Source organism: Methylocella silvestris BL2, from assembly GCF_000021745.1.
In the GTDB taxonomy this organism is placed as follows: Bacteria; Pseudomonadota; Alphaproteobacteria; order Rhizobiales; family Beijerinckiaceae; genus Methylocapsa; species Methylocapsa silvestris.
Map to the genome: position 1 here is coordinate 3,116,619 of NC_011666.1, position 13,548 is coordinate 3,130,166.

Genomic DNA, 13,548 nt, shown 5'->3' on the forward strand with positions numbered 1-13,548 from the left:
ACGCCTCGCGCCCGCGCGTCGAACGCGCCTATTTCGCTGGGGAGCGCCGGCGCCCCCATTCATTCTTGACCAAGTTTCAGACCTTGCGCGCTGAATGCAAGTCATGATTCGCAGGAATTTACCCTTTCATGGCGGTCCTTCCACCCGGTTCTGCCAGATCGCATGGCGCATTGCCTACGCTCCCGCCGTCAAAATTGCGAAGCGGCGTCGCCTGAAAGCGTCAGCGCGCCGAGATGTTTGGAGACGCATTTGCGGGCGCGGCGAATTGAAGGTCGACGCTTTCGATCGCGTTTCGCATGGTCGGAATCATTTTCGGATGGCGGCTCTTCTGCATCAGAAGCCAGCAGAGTCCGATCGCCATATAGGCGGCGAATAGTCCAAACAGCAAGCTCGTCGGAAACTCCATTGGCGGGAAGAGGCTGCTGCCGGGAAGGCCGATTGTTCCGATGAAGGGCAGCATCATGAAGCCTAACGCGAGTCCGGAATACAGCACCGCGCTCCTAGTCAGTTTGCCGATGCTTTTGAGATACATCGGCGCGGCGATCGAAATCAGGATGTAGACAAGCAGGAAGCCAAAGCTGCAAAGCGTGCCGAAATATCCCTGCCCCTCGAAGGCCGGAACGCCGCATAGAAAAAGGATTGCGGGAACGGCAAATGTGATCAGCGCGGATATGCCGACAGCTATGTAGGGCGTCTCATTTATTGCGTGGGCTTCGCCGAGCGCGTCGAAGAAAAGACCGTGCCGAGCCATCGAGAAGGCGATCCGCGCAGTCGAATTTATCGATGCGAGCGTGCATGAAAAAAAGCTGAGGAGAATGCCGACATTGATCAGCGCGCCGAGCCATCCCCAGCCTATGCGATCGGCGAGGAAGGCGAGCGGCGCTTCGGTCTTGTCGAGCGAAGCGGAAGATCCCTCGAAGCCGAGGATGACCACATAGGCCATGAAAATGAACACAAGGCCGGAGACCACGACGCTTTGAATCACGGATCGCGGAATCGTCCGCAACGGGTCCTTCGCCTCCTCTCCAAGAGACGTCGACGCCTCGAAGCCGGAGAAGCCGAAGACGACGAGGACGACGCCCATCAGGACGCCGCCGGGGGTCGCGTCTTTCAGGGTGAGCTGCGATGCGTCGACGGCAAATCCCTTGAAGCGCCAGATGACGAATCCCAACACGAGAATAAGCGCAAGCGCGGCGCCCTCAAAAATCAGCATCATCTTCGCCGAGAGCTGAATGTCCCGGAATGCGATATAGCAGGCGCCGATCGCGCCGAATGCAAACAGCGCCAATACGGGCAAATGGACGCCGATCTGCCCCAGCAGCAAGCCGGCGATGATTGCAAAGCCGCAAAGGGTCGACATGCCGGTGAGCGTGTAGCCGAATAACAAAGCCCAGCCGCCAAGCACGCCCGCCGTCGGACCCAATCCTCTCACGATGTAAGTGTAGAGCGAACCGGGGGAAGCCGAGCGCCGGGCGAACTGGTTGATGTTGAAGCTTACAAGAACCAGTCCGATCATTCCCAGAAGAAAGCTCAGCCATGTGCCGGAGCCTGCCGTGGCGAAGATCAATCCGAGGATCGCTGCGGGAACCGTGGAGGGAGCGATCACGGAAATCGACTGGGCCAGCACTTCCACATAAGAGAGGCAGTTGCTCCGCAGATTCGGCGTTCGGGCGCCCGAAGGCGGCGCCCTCTTTGGCGTCGCCTCGTTTCTTCCCGCGCCGTGCGATCTCATTTGCCTCATCGCCGCCTTTTATAATTGCCGACGCCGCGGGCGCGCCTCCCGGCGGCCTGCAAATTGGAAGATTGGTGCGCCGCAGCGCATTACCGGGATTGACTTCGAGGCCACACTTCATAAAGTACATCAACTTTATAGAGTGTGTCTCTATGTGTCAAACGGGTAACGCTTTAGTGGCGACTGCATGACATTATCAAATTTCATACCAGCGGCGCGCAATCGCGCCCTGCGATCACTTTGCGCAGGCAGGGAGAAGCGATTTTGCCTCAATGGATCGGCCCGGGGCGTGGCTGTTCGGCGCGCACGCGAAGCGCGGACTCGATGCAGGGCGATGTCTTCGGCCTGCAACAAATACGGCATGAAAGTGAGATCGGCGTCGAATATGCCGATTCGATGAAAACTGGGCGCATTGCCTTTGGCTATGACGGCATTGAAGCAGTCGGCGCCGGCCCGCTCTGACAATGGGAATGCTAGGGGACCGAACGCCTGTGACAAAGCCGATTAACGCTGTCAACGCCGCCAGAAGCGCGCCAAAAAGCCCGGCGATTCGCACGTCCCAGGCCCTTCGTGAAATCCTGACGAAAAATCCCACCGTGAAGAATTTCACAGTGCAGCGAATCGTCGAGTCGATCGGCGGCGCCGGGTCGCAGACCTCGCTGATGCTGTTCTCGCTGCCCGCCATCGTGCCTTTTGCGGGCGCCTCGGATTTTACCGGCGTCCCGACCGGCATGATCGCCGGCCAAATGGCCGCCGGCAGAACGCAGATCAAACTGCCCAAATTCGTTCTCGAGCGCTCGGTGCCGCGCAGGTCGCTCGCAGTGGCCATCCACGCAATTTTGCCCGTTCTGGAACGGGCGGAGAAGGCCGCGCGGCCGCGTTGGCGATGGGTGAGCGAGCCCGCGGCGCAACGGGTCCTCGCCGTGTTTATTTTTCTGCTCGCCATCGCGGTCGCCATCCCGATGCTCGGCTTCAACGCGCCGCACGCCGCGGCCATCTTCATCATTTCCTTCGGGCTGGCTGAGCAGGACGGAGTGGCGATTCTCGTCGGCGTCGCGGCGGGCGTCCTCTCTTTGTGCTTGATGATAGGACATAGTCTCTCGCGACGAACCTTCCGCTCCTTCGCGACGGATTGGTTGAAGAGCCTTTCGAAAAAACTCGCGTTGCGGTGCGCCGCCGCTTTTTTCAAGAAGCTCGGCTTCAAATGGGCCGAGTTGTTGAATATAGAATGGGGCAAGCTCTTGCTGCTGTGGGATCCCGAGGCGCCGTCCCGCAGCGCGAAGATCGAAAAACCGGGTAAGGCCGCATTGACCGACAAGCGGAAACGTCAAACCGCAGCAAGCAGACGCAAGCCCGCCCGGCTTCCGGCGTCCCGCTCCTTTTCGCAAGGGGCGCTGCAGGCGCTGGAGACAAGCCGCGCGCCCCGTTCGATGGCGAGATGAAAAAAGAAAAGATCTATGAATTTGCGATTGACCGCCGCCTCACTCCGGCGCGGCGCAAGGCGATCGAAAAGCATATCGACCAAAACGCGCATCTTTCGCCGAAGCCCGTCACCTATAATTGGGACGAGGACGATGATGGGGTGCTGCATATTGCAGCCGACCCGATGCTGATCGAAATCCGGTTCCAGGACAAGACGGTGGAGCTTTACGGCGCGGCGCCTCTTTGGGCGCGGCTGCTCTTCACCGCAAAGAGAAAATCCGAGCTCAAGGAACAGATCGAGGCTGTTTTGCACGAGACGAAATTCATCAAGGGCTAAGCCATAACCGCCGCAATCGATCGGACCTCAAACGCCCTCCTGATCGGCTTCGACATGGCCGCTCGGATCAAGCTCCTTGTAGTCGACGAAATGTTCCGCGTCATTGTCGTCCGCGGCCAGCCTGTCCGCCACATCGTCGCGCTCTTCGGCGGCGGGCGAAAAGAGAGCGGCATGCCGCGTCTCGACTCGTGCAATCAGATCGTGAAGCCGCTTCCAATTCCGCGCATAAATATAGGCTGTGCCGGCGTTCGACGTCAGTCCGGCTTCAAGGCTGCCGAAGCCGGTCAACAATCCGCCGGCGGCTCCGGCCAGATTGGCGATATACAGCGCGCGATAGTCGGCCTCCAACCGGGCGCGATGACTGCGCCCGATGCGCCGCAGCGGCGCGAGGTTCTGCAATCCCGGAGCGAGAAGGACGATATCGGCCGCGTCGGCGGCGGCGCTTGCAAATCCCGCCGTGGAAATGCTCACTGTGCTCGCTTCGATGCAGGGGCCGGCTAACGGGGAGGCGCCGTCTCCGATCCACATCGTGCGCCGGCCGAGCCTATTGATGATGCGCGCTTTTCCAGCGCCGTCGAGATCGCCGTAGACGGCGGCGATCCCGGCTTCGCGCGCGATGGCCCTGGCGGCCGCCTGCGGCTGACTGGAGACATAGACGAACCGCGCGCGCCGATTGCGAGCCTTGAGGGCGGCGACGACTTCGGTCCCTTCGGCCTTTCCATGCCGGCGGAACGTGACGGCCCCCAGCGCTTCGCCATTTTTTAAGATCAACAGCGGACGCAGCAACGGCTCGTCCGGATTCCCTCCCTCCGCGCGCCGACGCCGTGGGTCGGCCGCGCCGATGGAGGCCCCCGCCGCCTTTGCGAGCGCCGGGGGAATGGGGAGGCCCGACGCGGCGGCATAGGCCGGCGTTGCGACCTCCAGCACATTGTCGTCCGCGTCGCGATAGCGGATGACCCCGGCATGGCGCGCCCGCTGACGAATTGCCGGAATTGCGGCGTTGCGCTCAAGGCTGAGCGCCAGCAGCGCATAGGCGCGTTCGTTCTGCGAAACGGGAAACGCGGCAGTCGCGTAGCCGAGAATGGCGTCGGCGGACGCCGAGCCGGCCGAAATCACCTCGGCGACTTCGATCTGTTTTCGCTCGAGGCCCGAGCCGTCGTCGAAAACATAGATGTCGGTGGCGGACAGCCGATCCAGCGCGCCGATGTCGCGGAAGAAGATTCCGCGCTGCAATCCCTCGGCGAGATCGTGCAGCGCCGCGAGCTGGGCGCTGAGGCGCGGCGCGGTCGCATAGTCCGGACGAATCAGCGCCTGGCTGGGACGCATCCTTCGCGTCGCCAAGAGGCTCAGCGCCGCCAGAGCGAGGGCGGGCTTGGCGTTGCGGTTCGCGATCCGCTCGGCCTCTCCGGAGGAGGGCAAGCGATTGAGTCGCGCATGCGGCAATCGCGCCGCGATGGAGCCGGCGACGGTGTTGTCTCCGACCCGTTCGACGCGGGCGACAAGGCGTCCGTCGCGAATGAAGGAGCCTCGATAGACCGCGTCGCCCGGGAGTTTGTCGATCGCGCCGGCGACGCCGGACAAGGTCTCCTCGACCACCGCGGCGAGACCTTCCGTAACGATCCCGTCGACCGGGATGACGTCGCCCGTGCGCAGAGCGATCAGATCGCCGGCCTTCAGCATGTCGACGTCGATCTCGGCCTCGACGCCGTCCGGCTGCGCAAGCCGCGCGGAGGCGGCGCGGCGCCGATGCATGGCGAACAGGCGGCGTTGGCTTCTGCGCGCTGTCCCGTAGGCGAGGCGCGGCCAGAACTGCATCAACACGGCCATGACCGTCGAGAAGAACGGCATGCCGCTCAAAAGCATGAACGCCAGCCCCGCCGAATAAAGGGCGGGAAGGCCGATTTGCAGGCGCTGCAATTGTCGTGCGCCGTTCACGACATTCGGCAGGCCGTAGAGGGCGACGCCAAGCACGGCGACAGGCCGCAGCGCCGGCACCAGATATTGCCCGGTATAGGCGAGCCCCAGCAGGCCGCCCGCCGCGAAAAAGCGTTTGCTTGACGGAGGGCCGTCGAGGCCCTCCAGCAGACGCGGCCAGGATTTTTCGAGTTCGCCAACAAGCCGTTCGACTGTGAGGACGTGGGGATCGAACCGGATGCCGACGCTTGCGCTCAAGGCGCTGCTTCTGAAGCTTTCCACGCCGAGGATCGCCGCAAGCTCCTCCTCGAGCCGATAAATCATGTCGGCCCGGCCGCGCAAAATGGGATGGGCGAGGCGGATCTTATGGTCGTTGGCGGCGCGCACGCGCCATGTCGACAGGGTCGAGCCGATGCGGGCGATGCGAAGCGGATCGTCGGGCGGACCATCGAGAAAAAGATTGCTGGCCGCGAGCTTTTCCCGACCGCCGCCCGCGGGCTCAGTGAAGGAGCGTCCCGCGTCCGACGGCCGCAGCGCCAGGCTGAGCCTGCGCCAGATATTCGGTGCGTCGGGCGTCGCGCCATAGCGCACCCGCCCGAAAAAATCGGCTCGGCGGATCTCGACGCTTGCGACCTCTTCAACGCTGAACGCGCGCTCGACAAATTCACGGATGGGAGAGACCGAGGCGTCGCCGAACAGGGCGGCGCTCCAGATCGAAACGCCAGTCGGTCCGGGCGCGATGCGGACGATCGGTTCTGAGCGATGGGCTTCGTTTGGCGCTCTCTCGCGCCCGTTTTGAGGAGCCTCTTGGTCGCGACCGTTGCGCCCTTTGTTTTCTGCCATGGCGCGCTGTCGATCCGCAAAATCGTAAAGTTCACAAGTTTGATGGAAAATGGCCCAAGGACGCGTTTGCCGTCAAGTGCGTGGTCCGGGCCGAGTCGCGCGTCGGAACAGGCGTCGACCAACCCGAAGGCGCGCGGATTAGTCTACTGATTTACTTGACTTGATTCGGCCTGTCACTAAACTGTCTTTCTTCCATCATTCTCTAGTGGGGCAGGTTAAATCCTTGGCAGATCTCAGAGCGCAAAAGGCGGCCGGCAAAACGAGAGCGCGCAAGTCGCTTAAGCGCGGCGAAGGCTCAAGAACAAAAGAGCCTCGATCGCCAGCCGCAAGATTCGAGATCGTTCGCCCCTCGCCAGACCCCGATTATTGGTCCAGCCTGCGCTCGATTTTATCGCCGCTGGCAGACGCCGCCCGGAACGCGCTCGGCGACGCCTATGCATCCGTCGCGAAAGTCGTGGCCGAGCGAGTCGAAGAGTTCGAGGATCGTAACGCCGAGCGCAAGGCGGCCCGGCGCACCGCCGTCCGCACCGTGGCGGTCGGAGAGCACCTTCCGAAAACGCGCCTCATCGAATCTGGCCCTAGTCATAAGAAGCGCCGGATTTCACTTTCCCAAACCAACGTTTGAGCGTCATGACCCTGGCAAGCTCCTCGCACGACGCGAACCGGTCTTCGCGTGCAAAATCGGTCCCGCGGCTTCGTTCGAAAGGCGCTCGATCGGCGGCGCAACCGGTCTCGAGCCGCCCCGCCCGGCGCAGCGCGGGGAAGCCGGGCGCGGTCTCGGCGGGCGCCGATCTGCAAATCTCTTTCCCGGGCGGTGGCCGGATCGAGTTTCACAGCGAAGCCCTGTTCTCCGATCCGCGCAATGCGCTCGCCCGCCAGTTTTTCGAACGGGCGTTTCTTGCGCCCGAAGTTGTCGAAGTGGAAATCGACGCCGACCGGCGGAATGCAACGATTTTCTTTCGCGGGGATGCGGCGTCAAGCCCGGCGTTGATCAAAACGATTTCGCGCTTTTTGTCGCGAGGCAGGCCCGCGTCCGACGCTACAGGGCCGCTCTTGTTCCCGGCGAGCTATTCCGAATCCGAAGACAGCGTGGTGCGCTTGCGCCGCCACGGCCAAAGGCTCTCGACCTGGGCGATCAAGCACGAACTCGAAGGGCGCGTGCGCCTGCAAAATCCGGCCTTGTTGCGCAAGCGCGAATTGTGCCAGGCGATCGAACGCGAACTCATGAACGCCTTCGGCGTCGACCGGTTCTCCACCAATGAACTCACCGGAACCGTGCTTGTCTATTACGATCCAAAGCACATTCAGAAGCGCCAGCTGATCGAGATTTTGGACGAGGTTCTCGTCAAATCCAAACACATCGGCGCAACGCCTATCGATCTCGATCTGCCGCTTTGCACGGCCTCGGCGGCCCTCGCGGTGACAAGCCAGTTCCTGGTTCCCGCCTTGACGCCGCTCAGCGCCGCGCTGTTCTTCTATTCGGTCATTCCAAGCTTCAAGAACGCCTATCAGGTGTTGTTCAAGGAAAAGCGCCTCGGCGTTGACGTTCTCGACGCGATCGTCGTGCTGGTCTGTCTTGGAACGGGCCAGGTCGTCGCCGGAACGGTGCTGGCCTTGACGCTGAGCATTGCGCGCAAGCTCGTCCAGAAAACGGAAGACGATTCAAAAAAGATGCTGCTGAACGTGTTCGGCAAGCAGCCTCGTTTCGTCTGGCTGTCCCTCGACGGAATCGAGGTCGAGACGCCTCTTGAAAAACTCAAGGTCAACGACGTCATCATCGTCCACACAGGCGAAACCATGCCTGTCGACGGAGAGGTTGTCGACGGAATGGCGATGATCGACCAGCACGCCCTCACTGGGGAATCGGCGCCGGCCGAAAAGATCAAGGGCGACAAGGTGTTCGCCTCGACGATCGTGCTGGCGGGAAAGATTCGCGTCGCGGTCAAGAGCGCGGGCGAGGAAACAACTTCGGCCAAGCTCGCGCGCATTTTGAACGACACCGCCGGCTACAAGCTTCGCTCGCAATCCTGGGGCGAGGCGATGGCCGACAAGGCTGTCGCCCCGACGCTCGCGCTTGGAGCTATTGGCCTCGCGACGGTCGGCGTCAACAGCGCCGTCGCCATCGTGAACTGCGATCTTGGTACGGGCATTAGGGTCGCCGCGCCGATCGGGATGCTGACGTCGCTGACACTCTGCGCTCAGCAGGGCATTCTCGTCAAGGACGGCCGCGCGCTTGAATCGATGTGCAAAGTCGACACGTTTCTGTTCGATAAAACGGGAACGCTGACCCGTGAGCGCCCCGAGGTCGGACGGGTGTTGACCTATGGGGCTCATTCCGAAGAGCAGATCCTGCAATGGGCCGCCGCCGCCGAAAATAAATTCAGCCATCCGATCGCAAAAGCCATCATCGACAAGTTCAAGACGCTCGGACTTCCGCTGCCGGAAACCGACGATTCAAAATATCATGTCGGCTATGGCATCACGGTTGGCGTCGATGGCCACACGGTTCGCGTCGGAAGCGCCCGCTTCATGAAACATGAGGGCATTCGTTTGCCCGAAGCGCTGCAACGGGAGATGGAATCTGTCCACGGCGAAGGCGACTCGCTGATTATGGTCGGCGTCGACGATTCGCTCGGCGGCGCGATCGAATTGCGCGCCGCGGAGCGGCCCGAGGCGGCGGAGGTGATCGCCGGCCTTCGCGCCCGCGGCGCCAAACATCTCGCCATCATATCCGGCGATCATGATCTACCGACGCGCAAGCTTGCCGAGAGGCTCGGCATGGACCGCTATTTCGCTGAAGTCCTGCCGCAGGACAAAGCCAAATATGTCGAGCGGCTTCAGCAAGAGGGGCGCACGGTCTGTTTCATCGGCGACGGCGTCAATGATTCCATCGCGCTCAAGAAAGCCAATGTGTCGATCTCGTTGCGCGGCGCCTCGAGCATCGCGACGGACACCGCGCAAGTGGTGTTCATGGAAGACAGCCTGACGAAGCTGCTTCAGCTACACGATGTCTCGCGCGATCTGCAGCGCAATATCAACCGGAGTTGGGGCCTCATTCTCGTGCCAAATCTCATCTGCATCGGCGGGGCGTTGTTCGGCGGATTCGGCGTTATGCATTCGATGGTGTTCAATCAGGTCGGCGGCCTTCTGGCGCTTGGCAACGGGCTGCTGCCTCTGCGCAAAGTCGCGCAGGATCGCGCCGAGAAAGAGCGTCTTGCCGCCAGTCTCGCCAACCATCTGACAGTGTAGGAATCGGAGCTTGGCGGCTGTGGCTGGGAGCCGCTCTAAACAGTCGCCGATTCGTTGGAACTCTCGATTCTGACGCGTAGCCAGCCACAAAAGAGGGCGACGGCGGCGCCGGCCGCCGCGAGGTGCCAGGACGCGACGGCCGGCGCCCTGGCCCGCAGGAACTCGGCGACGGCCGGGTCCGAGCCGATCAATTCGCCAGCCACCCATCCCAATATGCCGGCGCCGGCCCAGATCAGCGCGGGAAATCGGTTCAGCGCCGGAACGAGAAGCGTCGCGCCGAAGATGACGATGGGAATAGACAGGCCGAGGCCAAAAATGATCAGCGGCCATGAGCCTTGCGCCGCCCCTGCGATCGCGATGATATTGTCGAGCGACATCACGGCGTCAGCGATGACGATGATGCGAATGGCCCGATAGATCGATTCCGGGGAGGCTATTTCTTCGGGTTTGTCTTTGCCGACAAGGCGAATCGCGATCCACAGCAGGACCACGCCGCCGGAAAGCCTGACATAGGGGATCGCCAGCACCTGCAAGACGAGCAGGGTGAAAACGATTCGCAGGGCGGCCGCGGTGACGGCGCCTAGAAAAATCGCCCAGCGGCGCTGGCGTTGCGGCAGCGAATGGCAGGCCATGGCGATGACGAGCGCATTGTCGCTGGATAGAACGACGTCAATCCAGATAATCTGAAGCAGTGAAAAAAAAACTGCGTAGAGCCCGGGTCCATGTTGGCGCCTGTGGGAGTGAACTCAAGATATAGCCGAGACTTCCGACTGGACCGCGCGCCGCGCCAAAGCTCGCGGCCCACCGGCGATCTTCTCGAAAGCGCTAGCTGTATGGCATGAGCACATTGCGGGCGCAAATTCGCCGAAAAGGATCGGGACTGCATGCGCGCTGGGGCGGCTTTATGTCCGGGGTCGGAGGGGAGCCTTTCGCTTTCGGCTCGTCGCCGAAGTCGCCATAAACGGCGGCTTAAACCAGATAATAGGCGAGCTTGTTGGCCTTGAAACTCTCCCATTCCGGCTCCGCGCCCCTGGATTTCGCTTCGATTGCGGCGAGCGCATAGGCTCGCCTGATCGCCTTCAGCGTGGCGGAGTAATCCTGCTCCTCTTCGATGAAGATGAAATCGGGGGACAGGCGATCGGCGACGCCGATCTTGCCAAGGGCGGCGAGGAGGTCCGGGCGCACGCCCGCCAGCAGCACGGTCAGGCCTTTCGCCTTCGTGGAGGAAAGGAAATGATCGAGCACTTCGAGCGCCACGACATCGGGATTGCGCACCCGTTTCAGACGCAGGACAATATAGTTGATGCCCTGCGCGTCGGCCTCTTTGGCGGCGGTTTCGAGATAGCGTTCGAAATCGGGGGCGGCGCCAAAGAACAGCTCGCCCTCGAAGTCATAGATCAACACGCCCTGGCTCGGCGGATCGGAGGAGACGCGTCCGCGCACGACGCGCTCTGGCGTCACCACCAGCTCGGCGGCCTTGAGCCTTGAGGCTCTTGTCACATACCAGGCGATCGAGACGGCGGCGCCGATGAGAATGGCGAATTCGATGTTGATGGCGATGGCGGCGAAGGCCGTCGCGATCAACAGCACAGCGTCGTAGCGCGATCCGCGCAGAACGTAGCGCAGCCGCTCGATGTCGAACAGGCGGGCCGCCGCGACGATGAGCAGTCCGGCAAGCAGCGCCTTCGGGACGTAGGACGCCAGCGGGGCAAGGGTCAGCACGGTGACGGCCACGAAGCCTGCGGTAAACAGACCCGAGAAGCGGGTGATCGCGCCCGCCTGGTAATTGATGGCGGTTCGCGACAGCGACCCGGCGCCCGGCATGCCCCGGAAGAACCCGCTGACAAGATTGCCAAGCCCTTCGGCCAGGATCTGACGGTTGTAGTCGAGGGTCTGGCCTGACTTCTGGGCAATCGCCTTGGCGATCGCCAGAGCTTCGAGCAGGCCAAGCACTGCGATGGCGGCGGCGCTGGCGCTGAGGTCTAGCGCCCAGGCGGCTTTGACTTCGGGAATATGGAAGCCGGGCAGGCTGGACGGGATCGCTTCGATCAGCGCGATCGCCGGCTTTGCGCCGGGCGCGGCGGTCGACCAGCCGGCGAGATAGGCGGCGACCGAGACCGCTATGAAGACGAAAAGCATATCAAGCTGCGGCAGCTTGAATCGCTTGACGATTCTGCGGGAGACGAGAGCCAGCGCAATCGCGCCGCCGCTGATCGTCACGGCCTTGAGATTGATGGGCGCGTCCTGCGTCAAGGTCAGATAGAGGCGCTCGAGCACATGCTGATGGCCAGTGCCCTGCGCCTTCACCCCAAGCGCATTGGCGATCTGGCCGATGATGGTAAGGCTCGCCGCTCCAATGATGAAGCCGGTCACGACGGATTCCGAAATATAGCGCGTGAGGTCGCCGAGCCTCGTCACCGCGATCAGGATCTGCAGGGCGCCCATCATCAGCGTCAGCAGGAACATTGCCTCATAGGCGTCGAGCCGCGCTTCGGGATCGAAAATGGCGAGGGCGCTGAATACGACCAGCGAGACGGCGCCCGTCGGGCCGTTGATGAGATGGCGCGACGAGCCGAAAATCGCCGCCACCGCTGTAAAGACGATCGCCGTATAGAGCCCAAAGCGAGGGTCGACCCCCGCCAGAAGCGCGTAGGCCATGCTCTGCGGCAGCGACAGAGCGGCGACTGTCAGGCCGGCGAGGAAATCGGCGCGAACGATGTTCAGCGTCGCCACGCTGAACCAGTTGCGCCGTCCGGCAGGATTGGCGAGTGTGACGTTCGTCATCTTAAATCCTCAAGCCGCGCATTTGCGCTTGGTTCGGCGAAAGAAGGAATGGCGCCCGCGGCGCTAGTCGCTGCGCGGTTTGGGCGCGTAGACGGCGTCGATAATGCCGTTGTCGGCAAAGAATCGGCGCTGCGCGTCGGACCAGTCCTGCGCGATCGCGGTGATCGAAAACAGATTGATCTTCGGCAGCCGGTCGGCATGTTTTTCGAGGATTTGCTGATTTTGCGGGCGATAGCCTTCGCGCGCGATAATCTCCTGCCCCTCGTCGGTGAACAGGAACTCCAGATAGGCGCGCGCCAGCGGAGCGCTGCCGTGCTTCTCGACATTGCTGTCGACCCAAGCGACCGATGGCTCGGCCCGGATGCTGACCGGCGGATAGACGATTTCGAGGGCTCCCTTGGAGTCCTTGGTTTCGCGCAGGGCCTCATTTTCCCAGGCGAGGTGAACGTCGCCTTTTTTCTCGATCGCAAAAGCGACGCCCGTCGACCGCGCCGCCGGATCGAGGAATGGCGTATGCGCATAGAGCTCTTTCAAAAAGGCCTTCGCTTCGCTCTCGCTGCCGCCCCGGGTGACGACGGCGCCCCAGGCGGCAAGCGCCGCCAGCTTGCCATTGCCCGACGTCTTGGGATCAGGAACGATGATCTCGACGCCCTCCTTAATCAGATCGGGCCAGTCATGTATGGCGTGGGGATTTCCCTTGCGGACGACAAAGACGATCGTCGAATTATATGGCCGGGAGTCATGGGGCAAACGCTTCTCCCAGCCATCCGCAATCATGCCCTTGTTGTGCAAGGCCTCAACGTCCGAGGGCAGCCCGAGCGTGACGACGTCGGCCTTGAGTTCGCCCGAGGACACCCGTCTTGCCTGATAGGACGACCCGGCGTGCGATTGGGTAATCGCGACGCTTGAACCGGTTTGTTTCTCATAATTTTCGACAAAGCGCGGGTTGATGCTCTGATAGAGTTCGCGGGTTGGGTCATAGGAGACATTCAGCAGGTAGTGCGCCGCGTGTCCCTCGCCATTCCTTGTTATGAGCAGGGCCGCCGCGACCGCGATGGACGCGACCGCGCCGATGTTAATCCATGAAATCCGCATAAGCCGCGCCTTGGTGGGAATTTTCGTCTCGGCCGTCCCGATGAGGGAAGCCCGTTAAAAGTACATTATTTCTATATTCTTTGTTGATTTTGACGCTATGTGTCAAGGGCATGACAGCTAGGGCTCGTCGCCTCTCATCGGCGCCGCGGCGCTTTCGGGAACTATGGCGGAA

General features: G+C 62.0%; 10 protein-coding genes. 5 read left to right on the forward strand and 5 right to left on the reverse strand.

The genetic code is table 11. From position 1 onward, the window contains the following. Positions 1 to 220: 220 nt before the first annotated feature. Positions 221 to 1,732: an APC family permease gene (locus MSIL_RS14440; protein ID WP_148213104.1), complete on the reverse strand. Its 1,512-nt coding sequence runs from the start codon at positions 1,730 to 1,732 to the stop codon at positions 221 to 223. Between the two features lie 324 nt (positions 1,733 to 2,056). Between MSIL_RS14440 and MSIL_RS21725 the strand changes: the two genes are divergently transcribed. From MSIL_RS21725 to MSIL_RS14450, 3 genes are read left to right on the forward strand one after another with little or no spacing between them, the layout of a single operon-like run. Then, positions 2,057 to 2,194 carry a hypothetical protein gene (locus tag MSIL_RS21725; RefSeq protein ID WP_012591827.1) on the forward strand — a complete coding sequence of 46 codons (138 nt, stop codon included), beginning with the start codon at positions 2,057 to 2,059 and terminating at the stop codon, positions 2,192 to 2,194. Positions 2,195 to 2,202: 8 nt separating this feature from the next. Further along, positions 2,203 to 3,174 carry an exopolysaccharide biosynthesis protein gene (locus MSIL_RS14445; RefSeq protein WP_280110204.1) on the forward strand — a complete coding sequence of 324 codons (972 nt, stop codon included), beginning with the start codon at positions 2,203 to 2,205 and terminating at the stop codon, positions 3,172 to 3,174. Further along, the gene (locus MSIL_RS14450; RefSeq protein ID WP_012591829.1) at positions 3,171 to 3,491 is read left to right on the forward strand and encodes a hypothetical protein; all 321 of its coding nucleotides are present in this window, start codon (positions 3,171 to 3,173) and stop codon (positions 3,489 to 3,491) included. The genes MSIL_RS14445 and MSIL_RS14450 overlap by 4 nt, the downstream gene beginning before the upstream one ends. A gap of 27 nt (positions 3,492 to 3,518) precedes the next feature. Here MSIL_RS14450 and MSIL_RS14455 read toward each other — a convergent pair whose 3' ends face one another. Then, a complete protein-coding gene (locus MSIL_RS14455; protein WP_012591830.1) occupies positions 3,519 to 6,248 on the reverse strand; it encodes a P-type ATPase actuator domain-containing protein in 2,730 nt (909 codons plus the stop codon). 160 nt (positions 6,249 to 6,408) lie between these two features. Between MSIL_RS14455 and MSIL_RS14460 the strand changes: the two genes are divergently transcribed. Together MSIL_RS14460 and MSIL_RS14465 are read left to right on the forward strand one after the other, a co-directional pair. Next, positions 6,409 to 6,873, forward strand: a complete 465-nt coding sequence (locus MSIL_RS14460; protein ID WP_148213105.1) for a hypothetical protein — start codon at positions 6,409 to 6,411, stop codon at positions 6,871 to 6,873. 5 nt (positions 6,874 to 6,878) lie between these two features. Next, positions 6,879 to 9,497: a heavy metal translocating P-type ATPase gene (locus MSIL_RS14465; protein WP_012591831.1), complete on the forward strand. Its 2,619-nt coding sequence runs from the start codon at positions 6,879 to 6,881 to the stop codon at positions 9,495 to 9,497. Positions 9,498 to 9,532: 35 nt separating this feature from the next. Here MSIL_RS14465 and MSIL_RS14470 read toward each other — a convergent pair whose 3' ends face one another. The 3 genes from MSIL_RS14470 to MSIL_RS14480 all read right to left on the reverse strand — a co-directional run bounded on the left by MSIL_RS14470 (position 9,533) and on the right by MSIL_RS14480 (position 13,376). Then, complete coding sequence (locus tag MSIL_RS14470; protein ID WP_049768181.1) at positions 9,533 to 10,189, reverse strand: TerC family protein; 657 nt, start codon at positions 10,187 to 10,189, stop codon at positions 9,533 to 9,535. A gap of 277 nt (positions 10,190 to 10,466) precedes the next feature. Next, positions 10,467 to 12,281 carry a SulP family inorganic anion transporter gene (locus MSIL_RS14475; RefSeq protein WP_012591833.1) on the reverse strand — a complete coding sequence of 605 codons (1,815 nt, stop codon included), beginning with the start codon at positions 12,279 to 12,281 and terminating at the stop codon, positions 10,467 to 10,469. Positions 12,282 to 12,344: 63 nt separating this feature from the next. Next, positions 12,345 to 13,376 carry a sulfate ABC transporter substrate-binding protein gene (locus MSIL_RS14480; RefSeq protein WP_012591834.1) on the reverse strand — a complete coding sequence of 344 codons (1,032 nt, stop codon included), beginning with the start codon at positions 13,374 to 13,376 and terminating at the stop codon, positions 12,345 to 12,347. Between the last annotated feature and the right edge of the window lie 172 nt (positions 13,377 to 13,548).